Below are 17,836 nucleotides of genomic sequence, written 5' to 3'. Positions count from 1 at the left end.
CGACATTGTAAATAGTATCAATGAGTTACAATGTGGCTTATCCCGAACTGGGGTTCTTAATAGATAACACTCTGCAAATAATTGTGTATTTAACAGCTCTAGTGGTCTTTGAAGTAAGATGTGCTTATCATTTATAAAGTAAAAGCATTAGCAAATCGTTAATGAAAGCAAACAAAACCCTCATACTAGTCCAGTTATTTATTATTAAAATTAAAAGTACATTCAACTTAATATTTAATAAATAGCATGGCTAATAGTTTTGGCCTAACCACAGTGAGGAGATTGACATGGACCAGTTACTAAGTCAGTTACTAAGTCAGTTACTAAGCAAGAAATTACTAGTAAGTAAGCTTACGATGGCTCTATTAGCAAGCACAGTTGTACTAACGGCTTGCAGCAATGAAACTGAAGAAAGAACGGATACCGAAGCGAGCGAAACAGTCTCAAATGACACTACTATAGAGTCTAGCGAAATGACTCCTGTTCATACGGATGAGGCTACAACGACCACTACGACTTCTACAGAAGATGAGGATGCTGAGGCGTATTACTCTACGGTAGGCGGGGCAGAGGATGAGCAAGAGGTTGATGATACAGTCTACGTCAATGAAAATAACTCAAACTTAGATCAAACCCCCGCAGATGGCGTGCAATAAATGATGAATAATATACAATTATAATAAATACATGATAAATACAGCGGTAACTGAACTATCCATTCATCAGATACTCGCGCTTAAGTAAAAACAAGCGAAATTATAACTGCTTTCGCTTGTTTTATAGTTGAAGGCTCTTAGCTTAGAACTTAGCACCCTTGTCTTTAAGGTACTAGCAATTAAAATGAGCTGAAGCTACTGTAAATCAGACCTTTCTAAATTCGCTAAAAACGCTGCAAACCCTTCTTTTGCGCGAGCTTGTAAGCGGCTGCTAGTAGTTACTCGCACCTTGTTACTCCAAGTGATGGCATAGCCTAGGTTTTCAAATCTCTTTACCAAATCGACATCTTCGTGGCAAGCTAAAGGGCTAAAGCCGCCAACGGCGAGGTAGGCTTCACGATTAAAGCTGAGGTTTGCCCCATGGATGTGACGATGACCCATGATGTCTTGATAATGAGCCTCATAAGCTTGTTGTGTCTGACTGCTTAAATGTGCCCAACTATTGACACTGACTACCCCGCAGATCATGTCGGTCGGCTGCTGCTGAATATGAGCCATTTGCTGCGTGAGCCAATCTGCAGATACCATTGAATCTGCATCGGTACAGGCAAGCCAATTCGCACCGTTGGCAATAGCATGACAAAGCCCTAAGTCTCGCACTCGTCCCACACAGCGATAGTCACAAGTCAAGTATTCAATCTTGTATTCAACTTGGGCACTTCTGATCAGACTAAGCGTCTCATCAGTGCAGCTATCTAGCACTACTAGGGGATAGGCAATAATAGTGGAGGGTAATTGTTCAATAGCGAGTTGAACTGAGGTCAAACAATCCATAATAGTTGACGCTTCATTATGAGCCGGAATCACAATAGCAATTTTTATGTCGTTGACGATTTTGCTAGTTATCATGCTTTGACCCAACTCATTATATTAATTGTTCTTGCATAGCGATGGTTTGCGCAGAGCGCTGCCAAACGTCTAATAAAAAATCACTGTCTACTATTTGGCTTTGATGGGTAAAAGCTAGACTTTTCTCTATATTAAACGCTTGCTGTAAACGCTGATGTACCGTTTCGCCAGTCAGCGCAAAGCCCTCGATATCGTAGCGCCAATGACAACACAGCAGCGTACCGCCGGCAGCAATGTTTTGCTGAATCCATTCAATGACTGTATTGAGCGTACGGGCTGATAAATAGTATAAAACCTCGCTAATCACGATTAGGTCGTAGGGTGGTCGATGAGAGGGCGCATCGGCAAGCTGTAAGATGGACGGAGCGGGTAGACCCTCGTTTTGTAGTGCTAATAACACATCAGGAATCACGCCTTTTAGCACCTTGGCGTTAGGAGCCTCTATTAAGCGCTGTCTGGCTAGCTGCACGGCGCTGTGATTGCCATCTATACTGAGCAGAGCCTGACAGCGATGAGTTAATAGCTGGCTAAATACCCCGTTACCGCAGCCAAGCTCAATAGCATTGGCATATGTGTCTTGCGGTAATATCGCAAGACACATATCGCGTTTACGCTGTTCATACCAGCGCGTTTGATACTGCCACGGGTCGTCACTGTCGCGGTACAGCGCCTCAAAATATTTCTCTACATAGGCAGGAGATTTTACGTTGTCACCTGAAGGCGAGGCGTTAGGCGCATCACTCATATAGATAAACCTCCCAAGGTTGGCTGACTCTGGCAATGGTGTGTGCCGATAGGATAGGCGGATTACCGGTACTTGTATCACTCTCGATTTGACTCTTAAAACAAGCGATCGCTTCGGTTTTGCGTTGTAATTGCTCAGCGCTCAAGTCGACTCTAACCGCGCGGCTCCACGGAATACGATTATCGGCAGGCTCAGCCCAGTGCCAAGCCCAAATTAATACTTGATAACAAGCTAATTGCTGTTGTTTAGCAAATGTGGCCACGACTTGTCCTGTAGCTTCATGATCAGGATGACCGTCATGTACGAAAGGCGTCACTAGAACATCGTCAGGTTGGATAATAGCAGCTAGTTTTTTATAGAACTGTGCCTGCTGAGCGAACACCTCACCATCCGTCAAATCTAGGCTAATAATCGTGACCTGATGATCGATACCTAACACTTTAAGCGCTTCTAGACTCTCTTGTGGGCGGATGGTATTGAGTTTTGCTGGGGAGTAAATCTGCGAATTAGGATGACTTTGTGTGCCGTTGGTCACATGTACCAATATAATATGATTACCATTGGCGGCAAACTGTTGTAGTAGACCGCCGCAGCCCAGAATTTCATCATCAGGATGGGGTGCAAAAATACACACTCGCTGCTGTGAAGAGAAGTTAGTAGCCACGTCTAGTCGCGGCATGTTATGCAGCCCTGCCCAATTCTGCCAAGCGTCCTGACTGGTGCCGTCACCTGTAATGATGCGGTCACCAACAATAGGATGAATATTATTACGACTATCTTCTAAAGCGTCATCGTTATTCAACATTATAGTTGCCATAAGCTTGCCTGCTTAATCAAATCGTTTTTACATAAGGAGTGTGTGGACGCACCAGCTAGCTTACCGATCTGTTGCCAGTCAAAAGCGCCGTGACTTTGGCGAATAAAGACAGGCAGATCTGCTGCTAATCTTGCAAAATGCGCATTATTACAAAATGGCGCTGCACCTAAAGCCTGTCCAGTGACTTCTATGACTTGCCGCGCTAGTTGCTCGACGTGCGCTCTTAACTGACGAATAGCTAGCTCATGACTGCTTTGCGGCTGAGTATCCAGCAGCTCAGCAATATGATAAAAATAGTGCTGAGTGACTGCTAATGCTGTACTGACTTGTCCTAAATACATAGCTTTATAATCGTTTGGTTTTTGTTGATAAGCCGTTATCAAGTAACCAGCTATTACTGCGCTTGCCCCATACCAACAAGCTGCAACGCCAGCGGCTCCATGCCAAAAACCCACTCGATCTAAATAGGCGTCTGCCGTGCCTACGTTATGGGCTGTCACCTCATTGAATTGGATAGTAGCGGTATCAGTCGCTTGCATGCCTACCGCTTGCCATGCGCTGTTATCAATACTAATGCCTTGTTGATGCATATTTATGATCAGCAAACAGGACTGACCCTGCTCGTCGCGATAAGTGAGTAAGCCGTAATCGACACTATTAGCACCAGAGCACCACGCTTTTGTGCCGCTCACTTTACCTTGCTCATAGCGTATAGGATCAGGATGACCTTCTGCTGCCCACACTGCCCATAACCCTTCAGTTGTCTGATCGTAGCCAATTTCACGTAAGATACTTAAAGCATCTAAATGCGATTCGAACCATTTGGCAATCGTTAAATCAATCCCTGCGACGTACGCCAAAATCTGCCAGCGAATTAAAGTGTTCGATGAGCGACTATTTGTATTAGAGGCACCACTTGCTGGATGCGGGATTCTATCGCTATAAGTGACTAAAGTGCTTAAGATGTCATGACGTAACTCATCACTTAAACTAAAAGCGTTCGTAGCTTGCCTATTAGCGAGTATGATATTTTCTATACTGTCTTTAATCGCTAATAATAAGGGGGTTTTTGGCTCTGGCGCTAGCATGAAAATCTCCTAGTTATCATTGTGATTCAGGTAGTTCGCTTTGTTCAGGACTCAAGCTTTGTGTTTGCTGCCCGTTATCCTTATATAAGTCATCTAAAAAGCGTTGTTGCCAAGCTTGCAAGTCATCTCGCTGTAGCCCTTGCAGTAGTTTTTGATAGCGAAGTTGTCGCTCGCCAAGTGGCATAGTCAAAGCTACTCTTAATCCTTGAATGATACTTGCAGGTTGTAGCGGATCGATAATGACTGCATCTTGCATTTGCTCAGCTGCTCCTGCATAACGTGAGAGCAATAACACCCCAGGGTCATCAGGATTTTGCGCTGCGATATACTCTTTTGCCACTAAGTTCATACCATCTTTGAGCGAATTGACCCAGCCAACATCACTTTGCAAAAACAGCATCATCAAAGCCTTGTGATCTAGTACCTTTTCACTATAGTCAATCGCCTGCCAGTCAGTCATCGCTCTATTAGTTTTGTAAGTTTTAGGATCAAAGCTATCTGTCTTACCCATGCTAGTTGCAAGCTGCTGATTGGCCTTAGCAATAGCTACTTTGACCGTATCGTAGAGATGCTGGTAAGCGGGTAAGTCTAAGCGGCTAGGACAAGCAATTTGTTTTAATTGTAGCTGGGTTTGATAACTGGGGTATTGCTGCAAAAAAGAGCGATACGCCGAAAAACGCTTCAATAGTCCTTTTGAATAATCAATCCTATCTACCGCGATAATCTGCTGAGCCGCAGGCTTTATAGGAGTTTTAAGGTTATTCGATTTATCGGCAGATAATGAAGGCGACCACAAATGCCCGACCTGTTGCTGTATCTTTGTGACGTTGACGCCGATGGGGTAGGCATTAACTATTAACGAATGCTCAGGTTTTATATCTAACTGAATTAGCAACTCTTTGACAGCTGGTGTATAGGCGCTAATAAAACTATCCTTTGTCGCTAAGATATCTTTAGGTACGTGGGTTAAAGGGTTGTTTGATAATAAGCGCCGGTTTAAGTAATGTTGTAAAACCGCTAAACAGTTGGCCTTATCATGCTCAGTCTGTGTACCGAGCACATCATAATGGGCAAGGTGATGGATCAGCTCAGCACTTTGGTCAAGCTGTTGCCAAAACGCTAGGGGAGCAAATGGAATGTGTAAAAAGAAGCCTATACGATTAGTGATACCCAGACTTCGGCAATGGTAGGCCACACTCAAAAAGTGATAGTCATGTACCCAAATCACATCATCAGGCTCAATCACTTGTTTGATTTTATGAGCAAAAAGCCGATTCACCTCTTGGTAACCCTGATAGTCATCAGCAGCTTGGTTCATGAGTTCAGGGCGTTCATGCAATAACAACCACAGCACACTATTGGCAAAGCCGCAGTAGAATTGCCGATATTGCTCACTGGTGAATGCTGTGGTCATATAGGTCAGAGAAGTGTCGGCAAGTAACCGCTCAGTATCTGCTGAAGCTTTATTTTTATTACTGCTAAACTCATTGTCAGTACCGTCATTGTAGCTCTCGGTAATGTCACCATTCCAGCCCATCCAGATAACGGAGTTTCCTTGTAAAATATCTTGCAATGCTACCGCAAGCCCCCCTGCCATAGGTTGGTTGTCGGGCGTTTTTACACGGTTAGATAAGACAATTAAGCGGCTCATATCACTGACCTCCTATTGTCTGTACTAGTGAGGAATTAACGTCTGCTATAGCAAACGATGGAGCATAGTAGGTTTGGCAAAATCTTAAAAAGCTGCTGAGTAAAACGGTGACCTCAAAGATATCATTAACGCGATAATGGGCACAGCTCGTTTCACTACCCACTTTAATACCCATGCCTTTTACTTTATGATCTTTTCCTGTTGAGCTACATACCTCCTGTACAGCGATAAAACCTGCTTCATCAGTAACATCATCACCGATAAAGATAGGGCAAAGCTCATTATTAGCGATCACTTTTTTTAGTAAGCTGACAATCGCGGCACCCTTATTAGCGCCTTTTGGTGCTATCTCCCAGACATATTTGCCAGGTTTTAATTCCCAATCAGAGTAGTTTTTTAAGGTGTTTGTCGCAATGTTATAAGCTATATCCGCCAAAGCCGGATTTTTTCGAAAATGAAGAGCGACAGAGTAAGGTTTATCTTCTATACTCAGATCGCTATAAGGATAGCTAGATCGGATGATATCTTGCTTTATTGCAGCAAGCTCAGTGCTATTAACGTAGGCGATATCGGTAGCATTCAAGCTTTTCTTATCGTCGCTCATAGTACTGGCATCAGTAGTACTATTATAAAAAGTTATTTCTAGTCCGTGAGTAGCAGCAATCGGTAGCATTAGAGGGGAGAGCATTTGCTTAGCTTCAGCAAGGCTACGTCCGGTGATGATAGCGATTTTAACGCCGCAGCTCTGTATCTGTTGTAACAGCTTTATCGTTGATTGGGGGATAACACTGTCTTTGGGATCTAAAGTGAAGTCTGCCAAAGTACCATCTAAATCCAAAAACAAAGCGTAATTTTGCTGAGCGGATAAATAATCAGCAAAGTGTTCTGGCTGAATATAGCTAGGTAACTGTTTCACGCAAGAGTTGGTTAAAGTCACCTTTTCTCCTTAATTTAGTGAAGAGCTATACTTTGGTTTAGACTGCTTTATCAGTTGGCTCGAATGACAAGTTTGCCATAAACATCCCCGTTCTCCGTTAGTGATGATAACTAGTTCTTTATAGTTTCTGTAATTTATAAACTACTGATTACAAAGATAATATTTATAGTTTTAAAACAATGTTTAAAAAAACTAAAGTATCGTTGTTGGATACAAGCTATCAGCTACACATAAAAGCATTAAAGATAAAAAAGCTGCCTTTTGCATAAGCAGAAGACAGCTTTTATCTAGGGGCTGTAGTAGATAAGGATTAAATATCACACCATTTTCTCAAGGTTTTCAGCTGATTAGATGGTGAGCCATAGTTGAATCTAAACTGCACTTTGCCCTAACCATATTTAGCTAAATCTAACCCCTATCACCGTATATATAGTTAATTTACTTTAAAACAGATACAGCACCACTGGTATTATCTTTTGTTGCGTGCTGTGCCTACACCGACAGAGTCTATGCAAAGTAAATACCAGTAGCATATGGCAAATAGTATCTTGCATGCCAGTTTTATTTAGAATTGACTATAGCTAAATGCTCCTCTCACTCATTCAAATAAAGCTCAGCCATGCTATCCAGCTCGGTTTTGACCGCTTTCCAATGCGGCATAACTTGCGACAGCAGTCGCCAAAACCGCTCACTGTGGTTGTGCTCTTTGATATGACACAGCTCATGCAGTATCACGTAGTCGATACATTCTTTAGGGGCTTTCACCAAGTGTGGATTGAGGATTAAGTTACCTTGAGCCGAGCAGCTGCCCCATTGTTTTTTCATGGATAGTATCCTAAAGGTGGGCGGGTTATGCACCCAATCAGCTTGCGGCAAGACAGCGGCAAGGCGCTCTGCAAATATTGTTTTAGCTTTAGTTTGATACCAAGCATCTAACAGTGTCTTAACTTTAGCCGCTCGGTCGCTACCACTGGTATCATCAGCAGCATTGCTACTATGAGTCAAAGTTACGGTCAGCTTGCCACGAATCAGTTTTACATTAGCAGCTTGCTCAGGGTCGACAAGTACTTTGAGCACGTACCTGCGACCCAAATAAAACTGAGGCTCACCACTGACATAGCGTTTTGGCAGCACGTCAGTTTTTTGCTTGGCAAAGTCTTGCAGGTGCTGCCATATCCAGCGCACCCGTTTTTGCACTGACTGATAAATAAACTCATCTGTCACCTGCATCGGCACACTGACCACCACCCGCTGATCCGGATACACCTTAATACGTAGCTTACGAGCTTTGTCTTTCCGTATCACCTCATAGCTGATTTTGTCTTGACCGTAGTAGAGGTGATGCTGCGTATCATTAGATCTAGTAAGCGTACTATTGCTAGGCGCGCTATGGTTAGACACACGAGTAGCAGACACGCCATTATTGCTCACTGTCTTATGCTTGGGTCGGTTTGCCATGACTAGTGACTCCGAGAGATACCATGGCGAGTGATACGGATCACTTCATCAGACAGCTTCTTGGCATTGTCGGTACCGATGGCTTTGAACAGTAGCTTTAGTAGCCCAACTTTGATGTCTTTTTCCATCTGTGACGGGTTTAAGGAGTTGACTGCTACCGCTTTATCGACAACGTCATCAATAGCGTAAGCGAAGCTAACGAGCGTGTCCTTGTCTAGGCCGTTTTCTTCTAGAAGACTTGGATCAAATAAGTGCTTGAACAGTCCATAATAGGCTTGTGCATGTTTGTTATGCTTACCTGACTCATCGATAAACTCGTTTGGCACATCAGGCACTTTGCGAGCTTTAACGTCTTGCTCAAAGCCTGCGAACATCATGTACTGCTTGACTGGTGCATTAAACATGGCTTTGGCGTCCTCAATGGCTTTTTTGAGCAGCTTAGAGAAGTGCTCTTGCGCATAAGGGTCGTCAGCTAAATCCTCTTCAATCATCTTAGTGACACGGCTGGTGATCTTGTCCGTTTGGTTACGCGCTTCGTCATCACTTAGTGCTTCAGGTTTGATGTCCTTGCCCATATTGCCAACAAGATACGCGCCTTTAGGCTCTCTGACTTCTATACCTGCGATATGCTTGTTGAGCAGGCTACGAATGTCATCCTCGAACTCATCAAAGTTGATGGTCTCATTGGCATCTTCACGCGCCTGTTTACGTAGCTGCACAAAGGCTTTTAAGTCTTTTTTATAACGCTCTCGCTTACCCTCAAAAAAGCTGTCTTTAAAGTAGGAGGCCGATTGTAGTGCGACTTTCATCACATTAGCAAACTCAGTTAACGCGGCATAAAAATCATCGCGCTTCTTTAGGCGCGTATCGACGAATGTGCCCTCTCGCTCTTCTATTTTAGGTGATAACGACTGACGCAGGGCGTTGCCATCTTGTTTGTTGCTAACTTCAGAGAAAATACCCCAGACTTTTTTGTGTAGCATGGGCAGTTTTTTGTATTCAGAATCCATGGCATGGTACATGCCCGCCAAGTCTTCAATGTCAAAGCCACCTTGGGTACGCTCCGCTAGATCTTGATATTTTTCAATCGTGGTATCAAGCTCTTTTAGGATGCCACGATAATCAATGAGATAACCGAACTGCTTTTTGTTATGCAAGCGGTTAACGCGAGCAATGGCCTGAATCAAGTTGTGACTCTTTAGCGGTTTGTCGATATATAGCACGGTGTTTTTGGGTTCATCAAAGCCAGTGAGCAGCTTATCCACTACAATCATAATATCGGGACCAGCATCCTCACCAAAAGCATCGATGATGTCCTTGGTATATTGGGTATCGTCCATACCGTATTTGGGCGCGACGTTATTCTGCCACCAGTTTTGAACGATGTCTTTACTCTCGGCGTCGACGACGTCATGTCCTTCACGGGTGTCAGGCGGTGACATAGCCACGACTGAGCTGACCTTACCAATAGCGTCTAAAGCGTGCTTATAGCGAATAGCAGATACTTTTGAGTCACAAGCCAGCTGACCTTTTAGGCCTTGCTGCTTGAAGTTCTGAAAATGATCAGAGATATCATGGGCGATCAGTTCAATGCGGCCTTCAACTTGATAGACCTGTCCTTTTTTGGAAAACTTACGTTTGAGATCCGCTTTTTGATCGCTCGTCAGCTTTTGGGTGATACGCTCAAACCATTTGTCGATTGCGACATCGTTGGTATTGAGCTCAGGGATGCGCTCTTCGTAGAGTAGGGGCGTGACGGTTTTATCCGCTACAGCTTGCTGCATGGTATAGGAGTGAATGATGGTGCCAAATTTGTTTTCAGTCTTATCGTCTTTAAGCAGCGGTGTACCCGTGAAGGCGATAAAGGCGGCATTAGGCAGAGCCTGCTGCATACGGATATTGTTCTCACCGTTTTGGCTACGGTGACCTTCATCAACCAAGACAATGATATTCTCACTGGGGTTATAAAACTCATCATATTGCGCCGCTGCACCAAACTTATTGATGATAGAGAAGACAATACGCTCGTTACTCTTGCCGATCTTTTTGGCTAAGTCTCTACCCGATAGCGCTTTGGCTAGGCGGCGATCTTTATCACTCAGCGCCCCTGCTGAGATAAAGGTGCGGGCGATCTGGTTCTCCAAGTCTATTCGGTCGGTCACGACAAACACACGGCACTTGGCAAGATCCTCAAGCCAAATCAGCGCTTTGGATAAAAACACCATGGTAAAGGACTTACCACTACCTGTGGTATGCCAAATCACGCCACCCTCACGGCTTCCTTGCTCGTCAAAATTACTGATTCGCTTAACTAGGGCTTTAATACCAAAGACTTGCTGATAACGCGCTACGATTTTACCTGCTTTACTATCAAACAGCGTGTAGTAACGGGTCATGTCCAGCAGTCGATCTGGGCGCAGTAAGCTGATAATCAGCCTGTCTTGATCCGTTACAGCTAACTCGCCAGCATCAAGCAGTGATTGATATTCACGCTTATCATAAGCGCTACGCTGCGCAAATAGATGGTCGATTTGAGCGTCATCTAAGCGCTGGTTTTTTAAGCGATAAAACTCAGGCTCGCTGATTTCTTCTTCAATCCACTTAGACCAGAACTTTTCAGGGGTGCCGCAAGTACCGTATAAGCCCTCATGACCATTGATAGCGAGCAGCAGCTGACTGTAGGCAAATAGATGCGGAATGTACTTTTGCCCTTGATTGCGGATGTGCTGTGATATGGCTTGGCTATTAGTGGATTGGTGCGGGTTGTTTGAATCAGGGCGTTTGGCTTCTATGACCACTAGCGGTAAGCCGTTTACAAAGCAGACGATATCGGGGATGACATTGCCAGTCGCATCAGCGTTTTGCACGACCATCTCTTCGGTCACGTGATAGGCATTGTTTTCGATATGCTGCCAATCGATCAGCTGGATAGTCGGCGAGGCCTTTTTGCCATCGATAAATTCAGTGACGCTGATGCCATAGAGTAGGGCGTCATAGAGCGTCTCATTAGCACGAGTGAGTCCTAGGTTCATCGCAGGATTTAGTTCGCTGATAATCTTGTCAATACCAGCGTCAGACAGATGATGCTGCTGACCTTCAAAGGGGAAGGTTTGACGGGTCAAGTACTCACGTAATACAGGCAATAGCATCACTTGATTGCTGCTATTGGCTGGTGTCTGTAGACTTGAGCTTTTAGGACTGCGTAGCTGTAAGCATTCTTGCGGGGATAGATAGCGATAACCCAAATTCATGAGTAGGGTAAGGGCAGGAATCTTTGAGCTAAATTCTTCTTTGAAGTTAATGCTATTAGACATTCTGTTGTCCCTTTAGTGCATTGACAATCACAGGCGAAAACGCATCAAGCTTACCTTTTTTAGGTTCCGCCAACTCATCTATTATTATATTTATTAGATCATCATCTTCTATAGCATCCTCACCATATGTAAAAAGCATAGTATTGATAAGCATCCTTCTTTGTTCAATCAAAGACTTATTATCTAGGTTCAAAACACGAATAGTCTCTTTGGCGTCATCTGTTAAGCCCGTCACTCTACCACTGAGCTTAAACGCTAAGTCCGTCTCACACTCAGCGTCAAAAGGCGTTAGAGGCAGTGGTTGAGACCCATGAGCATTATCGCACTGATTGGGCGTTGTACAGCTGGCAACAATATTAGTGTAATCAAGACCTCTATTTGGAGCAATTCTTCTTGCTTCAACATGCTCATTCATCGTGTCACGACCGTCACCAGAAATGGGTTTGCAGCAATAAGCACACAAATAAAACTGCTCTGTGGTACAGGCCAAACGGATATCTTGTTTTATCTTAGAATTCAAATTATTATAGTTGTTTTGCTTATCGCGACGCTTAAACTGACGCAAGCTTGCTGGCTCAAAACCTGCCTGCTTATCTATTTTTCGCAAGCTGTAGCTCCTTTTTACGAAGCAGTAATCTTGCTTTAGCAAGCCCCATATTGTCTGCTGGCAGCTCGCGCTCTAGTGTTTGTATAAGCGCCTTGGCGTCATCGACGTCGCCATCTTGAATGGCATCTAATAAATCATTAAGCTGATCATTAATATCGGGGTTACGTACGTCTGTGTCCATCGCCTCGAGCAGTACAGTATTGACGTCTGCACCATATAAGGGCGGCAAGGCACCAATCTCACCATTGCTCAATAGGTAGACTAAGATGTCTTTTTGATCACTGATGACCAAAGGCGAGTGGGTACTAAGCACAATCTGACAATTGGGGAAAGTGTCGGTAAAGCGTGGTACAAGATTACGCTGCCAACTGGGGTGCAAGTGCATGTCCACTTCATCGATTAAGATGATGCCATCGCCTTGTAGCGGATCGTCCAAGTCAGGATTCATCATCGCTAAACGGCGGGCAATATCACCCACCAATGCCATCAGCGATTTCTCACCTTGCGAGAGCTGCATGACGTTTAGTGATTTGCCGTCTTTATCGATTGCCATATGTAATCGCGGTTTGCGCTGCACGCGGATATTGCTGAGATCAGGCATAAACGCGGTAATGGCAGTTCTAACAGCGGTTAGTTGTTTGTCTTCAATTCGACTGTCATTTATCTTATCTATATTTTTAAAATTTTCACGAAAAGTCGTTACTTCTTCAATGAATTTCGTCAACTCTTTTAAATTATTAATTCTTTCTTCAGTACTTAAATTTTCATCTTGACGCTTTCTTAACTCCTCCGCTTTTTTCTTATATATCTCTGTCAGCTCTTCTTGTCGTTTAACTTCTTGTATCTGTTCAGACCAAGAGTTTTCGCGATACCTGAGCCGCTCCTCATTCTCAATATCTTCGCGCTCACGGAACCATTCAAAAAACCGCCGAAAGTCCACACCTTGATTGAGCGCACTATCGTAGCCGTCTATTTGGTCAAAATTATGCTTGTTTCTGATCTTTAGGGGAATGTCTAAAACTGAACGCTCAACAGGGTAGTAAGCGATTAGTGGCAGACTGGCGTTGTCATTGTCGGTAAGCTGCTGCCGATAGCTGTCTACCAGTTTATTGAGCTGACTCAAAGCGCTAGATTTTTCGCTCTTGCGACCCTTACGTGTTTTGGCAAGTGTCCACTCATAGAGTGACAGCTCGCTATCATTGCTACTCTGAGCCTGATCGGATAGCTGTAATGTGATGCTGGCGGCGGGTGCATTATCGAGGATAGACAGTTCATTAATCGTATTGCCGCTGCCTTTTTCATTCCGCAAGCGCGCGACAAACCAACTGAGCGATGTTGCCAGTGCCTCTAGTATTGAGGTCTTGCCAGCACCATTGTTACCAATGAATATCGTGACGTTTGAAGGATGCTCAGCCGTGGGCGCAACGTCAACCTCAAGGCTATCAAAGCGTCCTAGATGATTGAGCGTAAGTTTTTTTATATCCATGAGTATATCCAGTCGCTTTTTTGTACTTTATAAGAACCCTTGTGGCTTGTCAGTATAACAGTCTGCTATTGTTTGTCGCTTTAAGTCGCCTATCCAAATAATAATAACATCCTGCACACACCGCACCGCTGATACCGACTGCCAAGCTGATCCAGATAGAAAGCCAAGTATTATGATCAAACATGAGTGGTATCAGCCCATACAAAAAACCGCTGATCATGGCAAGGGATAAACTCAGTTTACCTATTTTTTGTAAAATGACGAGGTAAATAAAAAATACCACATAGGCCAAGGTGTAATAAACATAAAAGGTCACTATAGTTCCTGCCAATAGAGTTATAACTATCCTGATATTTTCAAACAGCGTGGCATATCCCCAAAGCACGGTATCAAATGTAAAGATAGTATAAGCCAACGCCAAAAACACCGCGCCTACCAAGGGCGGTACAAAAAACTTGAGTAGCCATGCCAGCACTATGCGGTACCCCCATCTACCAAAACCCGTTTCTTACCCGTCAATAACACCTGCATCAACGCCTTTTTCTCTTGCTGCAAATCGGCAAGCTGCTGTTCCAGCAATTCGATTTCTTTATCGGCATTGGTTAATACCGCAGCGATTTTTTGTTGTTCTTCAAAAAGTAAAGGTAGTTTAAACTCCAATTGTTTAAGCTTACCAACAGGCAACTGCTTTAAAGCCGTTCCAGTTGATAAAGATTCGAATTTTCCTGTCACTCTCAAGTAATCAAAAAGCTGAAATAGAAATTTACCGTTTAGTTTATCTTTAGTATTTATTCTTACTAATTGCGCATTGATATTTGAGCCAATGTGTCGATCAGGAACTAACGCTACGTTACCAAGTTCACCTCTTGTCGAGAGTAAAATATCTCCCTTCTTCAAATGTCCCTTAGTTATTTCGCTATGTTGCTTGGGTGAAATGAATCTCATATCATTATCAGATATAGTACCCTTATCTAAATTATTGGCTCGTAGAAAAGGGATACCAGTATCTAAAAAATCAGCTTGTTTAGGATATTTGGCAGAATAGTTGCCATCGCTAATATCGAGTTTTAAATCGCCTAACTTAACTTCTTTCCACTCACCATCAAACGGCTTACCATTGTCATCAAGCAAACGCTTTTTACCAGTCAATAGCTGCTGCATCAACGCTTTTTTCTGCTGTTTGCTGTTTTCAATCAAACGCTCAGTGGTATCAATCGCTTTATCCCAAGTGGTTAGGATTTTAGCGATTTTTTGTTGTTCGGGTAGAGGGGGCTTAGCAATTTTTAATTTTTTTAACTCAGTTAAACTTATAAATGGCTGGTCTGAACCAATCGATTTTCTTGAAACAAATTCAAAAATAGCACTGTTTAAATAATAGTAATAAAAGTCTTTATCTAAGCCATCAGAATTGAAATCAATACGCCCAACTCTTTGATAAAGTATGCTTGGAACATCATTAGCTGTCAGCTTAACTAACTTAAGTTTCCCCTGCGTTATAGGGCGATTTAAAGCTAGCAAAATATCGTTCTCTTTAAGAACTATATCAGAATATGACTCAGTGTAACTTTCTGGCAAGTAGCTGATATTGTCCCACTTAACATAACCATAAGAAACGTTATCAATCTTTATAAGAGGGATGCCTGTTTTAGAGTATTCTGCAAGCTTAAAGCCAAATCCAGACTTAACAGAAAATAGATTACCGAATTTAGTTGAACTCCATCCATTAGGCACCATAACTAAGCTCCTTAAGATAGTTATCCATCTCAGTCTCTAAGCTGGCAAGCTCAGCTTTCAGTGCCAAACGCTGCTCACGTACCGCCACAAGATCAATCTCTGCCTCAGGCTCAAAGGTATCGACATAACGGGGAATATTGAGGTTAAAGTCGTTCTCTTTAATCTCATCAAGGCTGGCAACATAGGCGTATTTATCGACAAACTCACGGTTGCTATAGGTCTCAATGATTTTTGCTAAATTCTTATCAGTCAGCTTGTTTTGGTTCGAGCCCGATTCATAATCCGAACTGGCATCGATAAACAGTACGGTGTCATCAGCTTTATTCTTCTTAAACACCAATATCGCCGCAGGAATCCCCGTACCAAAGAACAGCTTTTCGGGTAAGCCAATCACCGTATCGAGCAGGTTTTCCTCAATCAATTGCTGACGGATTTTGCCCTCACTTGAACCACGGAATAGTACCCCATGCGGCACGACCACACCCATACGCCCTGTGTCGTTTTTTAGCGTTTCAATCATATGCGTGATAAACGCATAGTCGCCCTTGGTCTTGGGCGGCAGACCACGATGAAAGCGACCATGCTCATCATCGGCGGCATCTTCATAACCCCATTTGCTCAGTGAGAACGGCGGGTTGGCGGTAACCACATCAAAGCGCAGTAGCGATCCCTTATCATCAAGCAGCAGCGGATGACGCAAGGTGTCGCCCCATTCGATACGGTGATTGTCTTCACCATGGAGGAACATATTCATTTTCGCCAGTGCCCACGTCGAGCCAATCGCCTCTTGCCCAAACAGCTCATAATTCTTTGTGCCTGAGTTTTTACGTGCCATTGCCCCGCACTTAATCAGTAGCGAACCTGACCCGCAAGCAGGATCGCATATCGCATCGCCAGCGACGGGGTTTAGAATAGTCGCAAGTAGGGTAGACACCTCAGGCGGGGTATAGAACTCGCCCGCACTGGCGCCCGCATCAGCAGCGAAGTGCTTGATCAGATACTCATAGGCATTACCAATCACATCAAGGCTACCGACACGTGAGGGGCTGAGATTCATCACCGCTTTACCGTAGTCTTCAAGCAAATGCCGCAGTAGCTCGTTTTTCTTCTTCTCATTGCCCAAGCGATCGGTGTTAAAGCTGATGTCTTGAAACACGTTTTTGAGCTTATTACCGTTGGCTTCCTCTATCGCGTGTAGCGCTTCGTCAATACGCTGACCATTGCCGGGCTGATGACGCTGCTCGTATAGATCCCAAAAGCTGGCACCATCGGGCAACACAAAGCGCTGGTTGCTCATCAGCTCTTTGACCAAATCGGCATCGTCATACTCTGCCATTAGCGTCTTGTACTCATCTCTATATACATCCGATAAATACTTCAAAAACAGCATGGTCAAGATAAAGTCTTTATAAGTATCGGCGCTAATCACACCGCGAAAGGTGTCACAGGCGTTCCAAACCGCTTTGTTGATCTCGCTTTGTTTTATCGGCGCAGGATTGCTTTCTAAGTCGAGCATAATTGTCCTTAATTGGGTTGATAGTCGTTATTGGTTTAATAAGTAATTAAACAGTGGGCAGGCCAAAAAAGTGTGTGATTTTGCTTTTTTAGCTAATATTATATCTCTCAATTTATTTAAAAATCGGGTGGGGTGCTCAAGCCTTGTTCTTCAATAGGGCTAACACCTGATCCTCTCCCAATTCAGCGATTAACGCTTGCAGCTGGGAGCTAGAATCAGCGTCGTCTTTTGCATCGGCTCTAAACTTAGCGGTATCTCTGCCTTCTCGCAATGCGTCTAAATAGTCCGCCCAGTTTTGCATCATCTCGCTACGATCATCGATGTATTCAAACCGCCCATAGGCGGTTCCATTGGGATCTTTAGTCGTATGACCTAATGCCATCTCAACAAGCACAAGCGGATACTTTAGCTGCTCTTGTAGGATGGTCTTTGCTGTCGCTCTAAAGCCATGAGCACAATGTATATCTTTATACCCTAAATCCTTCAAACGTTTATTCGCCGTTGCATCAGAGATGATCTGATGCTTTTTTGCCGTTTCACTGTAGAAGACAAACTTAGTGTGACCGTTGATCTTTTGCTGCTCAAGCAATATAGCTACGGCTTGACGAGGTAGGGGAACTACCATGTCTTTGACCATGTTTACCTTGCCTTGGCCTTTTAAAGGCTTTAACCGCCACCTACCAGCCTCTAGATCTAAGTCAGCCCAGCGCATACGGCGTAGATCACCATTACGTACGAATAGTAAGGCTAATAGCCTAAGGGAATTGATAGTGTTTGGATCACCTTCTATAGTCTCGATATCACGTAGTAGCTTAGCTAAATCTTTAGGCTTAGTGATGGCAGGACGATGACCATAGCTAGACTTAACCCCAGTTCGGGATAAGCCACATTGTAACTCATTGATACTATTTACAATGT

General features: G+C 43.8%; 15 protein-coding genes. 1 reads left to right on the top strand and 14 read right to left on the bottom strand.

What is annotated here, in order from left to right:
• Nucleotides 1-287 precede the first annotated feature (287 nt).
• Nucleotides 288-656: a hypothetical protein gene (locus tag I3248_RS11105; protein WP_238063788.1), complete on the top strand. Its 369-nt coding sequence runs from the start codon at nucleotides 288-290 to the stop codon at nucleotides 654-656.
• A 195-nt stretch (nucleotides 657-851) separates the two neighbouring features.
• On the opposite strand, the gene I3248_RS11100 is transcribed toward I3248_RS11105, so the two are convergent.
• From I3248_RS11100 to I3248_RS11035, 14 genes are all read right to left on the bottom strand, one after another.
• Complete coding sequence (locus I3248_RS11100) at nucleotides 852-1,538, bottom strand: glycosyltransferase (RefSeq protein ID WP_238063790.1); 687 nt, start codon at nucleotides 1,536-1,538, stop codon at nucleotides 852-854.
• A gap of 43 nt (nucleotides 1,539-1,581) precedes the next feature.
• On the bottom strand, nucleotides 1,582-2,310 hold the full coding sequence (locus I3248_RS11095) for an SAM-dependent methyltransferase (RefSeq protein ID WP_238063786.1): 729 nt from the start codon (nucleotides 2,308-2,310) through the stop codon (nucleotides 1,582-1,584).
• Complete coding sequence (locus I3248_RS11090) at nucleotides 2,303-3,127, bottom strand: PIG-L deacetylase family protein (RefSeq protein ID WP_238063784.1); 825 nt, start codon at nucleotides 3,125-3,127, stop codon at nucleotides 2,303-2,305. The genes I3248_RS11095 and I3248_RS11090 overlap by 8 nt, the downstream gene beginning before the upstream one ends.
• On the bottom strand, nucleotides 3,115-4,215 hold the full coding sequence (locus I3248_RS11085) for an acyl-CoA dehydrogenase family protein (protein ID WP_238063783.1): 1,101 nt from the start codon (nucleotides 4,213-4,215) through the stop codon (nucleotides 3,115-3,117). Before I3248_RS11085 ends, I3248_RS11090 begins: the two co-directional genes overlap by 13 nt.
• A gap of 16 nt (nucleotides 4,216-4,231) precedes the next feature.
• The gene (locus tag I3248_RS11080) at nucleotides 4,232-5,866 is read right to left on the bottom strand and encodes a trehalose-6-phosphate synthase (protein ID WP_238063780.1); all 1,635 of its coding nucleotides are present in this window, start codon (nucleotides 5,864-5,866) and stop codon (nucleotides 4,232-4,234) included.
• 1 nt (nucleotide 5,867) lies between these two features.
• A complete protein-coding gene (otsB, locus tag I3248_RS11075; RefSeq protein WP_238063778.1) occupies nucleotides 5,868-6,803 on the bottom strand; it encodes a trehalose-phosphatase in 936 nt (311 codons plus the stop codon).
• A 594-nt stretch (nucleotides 6,804-7,397) separates the two neighbouring features.
• A complete protein-coding gene (locus I3248_RS11070) occupies nucleotides 7,398-8,261 on the bottom strand; it encodes a SprT family zinc-dependent metalloprotease (protein ID WP_238063776.1) in 864 nt (287 codons plus the stop codon).
• Nucleotides 8,262-8,263: 2 nt separating this feature from the next.
• Nucleotides 8,264-11,575, bottom strand: a complete 3,312-nt coding sequence (locus I3248_RS11065) for an HsdR family type I site-specific deoxyribonuclease (RefSeq protein WP_238063775.1) — start codon at nucleotides 11,573-11,575, stop codon at nucleotides 8,264-8,266.
• On the bottom strand, nucleotides 11,568-12,182 hold the full coding sequence (locus I3248_RS11060; protein ID WP_238063773.1) for a hypothetical protein: 615 nt from the start codon (nucleotides 12,180-12,182) through the stop codon (nucleotides 11,568-11,570). The genes I3248_RS11065 and I3248_RS11060 overlap by 8 nt, the downstream gene beginning before the upstream one ends.
• Nucleotides 12,166-13,668: an AAA family ATPase gene (locus I3248_RS11055; protein ID WP_238063772.1), complete on the bottom strand. Its 1,503-nt coding sequence runs from the start codon at nucleotides 13,666-13,668 to the stop codon at nucleotides 12,166-12,168. Before I3248_RS11055 ends, I3248_RS11060 begins: the two co-directional genes overlap by 17 nt.
• Nucleotides 13,669-13,717: 49 nt before the next feature.
• Nucleotides 13,718-14,089, bottom strand: coding sequence for a hypothetical protein (locus I3248_RS11050; protein ID WP_238063771.1), 372 nt, complete (start codon nucleotides 14,087-14,089; stop codon nucleotides 13,718-13,720).
• Nucleotides 14,090-14,142: 53 nt separating this feature from the next.
• Nucleotides 14,143-15,402, bottom strand: coding sequence for a restriction endonuclease subunit S (locus tag I3248_RS11045; protein WP_238063770.1), 1,260 nt, complete (start codon nucleotides 15,400-15,402; stop codon nucleotides 14,143-14,145).
• Nucleotides 15,392-16,918: a type I restriction-modification system subunit M gene (locus I3248_RS11040; protein ID WP_238063769.1), complete on the bottom strand. Its 1,527-nt coding sequence runs from the start codon at nucleotides 16,916-16,918 to the stop codon at nucleotides 15,392-15,394. The genes I3248_RS11045 and I3248_RS11040 overlap by 11 nt, the downstream gene beginning before the upstream one ends.
• A 136-nt stretch (nucleotides 16,919-17,054) precedes the next feature.
• On the bottom strand, nucleotides 17,055-17,836 hold a 782-nt coding region (locus tag I3248_RS11035), incomplete at its 5' end, for a site-specific integrase (RefSeq protein WP_238063768.1).

It is taken from the genome of Psychrobacter sp. Ps3 (assembly GCF_022129275.1).
GTDB classification, from domain to species: domain Bacteria; phylum Pseudomonadota; class Gammaproteobacteria; order Pseudomonadales; family Moraxellaceae; genus Psychrobacter; species Psychrobacter submarinus.
Note: the sequence above shows the minus strand (reverse complement) of the source record. Positions and strands in the feature narration are given on the sequence as shown.

What these genes read in the sequence shown, in the direction of transcription:
- I3248_RS11105 (WP_238063788.1), top strand. Translation starts at nt 288, where the DNA reads ATGGACCAGTTACTAAGTCAGTTACTAAGTCAGTTACTAAGCAAGAAA.
- I3248_RS11095 (WP_238063786.1), bottom strand. Translation starts at nt 2,310, where the DNA reads ATGAGTGATGCGCCTAACGCCTCGCCTTCAGGTGACAACGTAAAATCT.
- I3248_RS11090 (WP_238063784.1), bottom strand. Translation starts at nt 3,127, where the DNA reads ATGGCAACTATAATGTTGAATAACGATGACGCTTTAGAAGATAGTCGT.
- I3248_RS11085 (WP_238063783.1), bottom strand. Translation starts at nt 4,215, where the DNA reads ATGCTAGCGCCAGAGCCAAAAACCCCCTTATTATTAGCGATTAAAGAC.
- I3248_RS11080 (WP_238063780.1), bottom strand. Translation starts at nt 5,866, where the DNA reads ATGAGCCGCTTAATTGTCTTATCTAACCGTGTAAAAACGCCCGACAAC.
- I3248_RS11070 (WP_238063776.1), bottom strand. Translation starts at nt 8,261, where the DNA reads ATGGCAAACCGACCCAAGCATAAGACAGTGAGCAATAATGGCGTGTCT.
- I3248_RS11065 (WP_238063775.1), bottom strand. Translation starts at nt 11,575, where the DNA reads ATGTCTAATAGCATTAACTTCAAAGAAGAATTTAGCTCAAAGATTCCT.
- I3248_RS11055 (WP_238063772.1), bottom strand. Translation starts at nt 13,668, where the DNA reads ATGGATATAAAAAAACTTACGCTCAATCATCTAGGACGCTTTGATAGC.
- I3248_RS11045 (WP_238063770.1), bottom strand. Translation starts at nt 15,402, where the DNA reads ATGGTGCCTAATGGATGGAGTTCAACTAAATTCGGTAATCTATTTTCT.
- I3248_RS11040 (WP_238063769.1), bottom strand. Translation starts at nt 16,918, where the DNA reads ATGCTCGACTTAGAAAGCAATCCTGCGCCGATAAAACAAAGCGAGATC.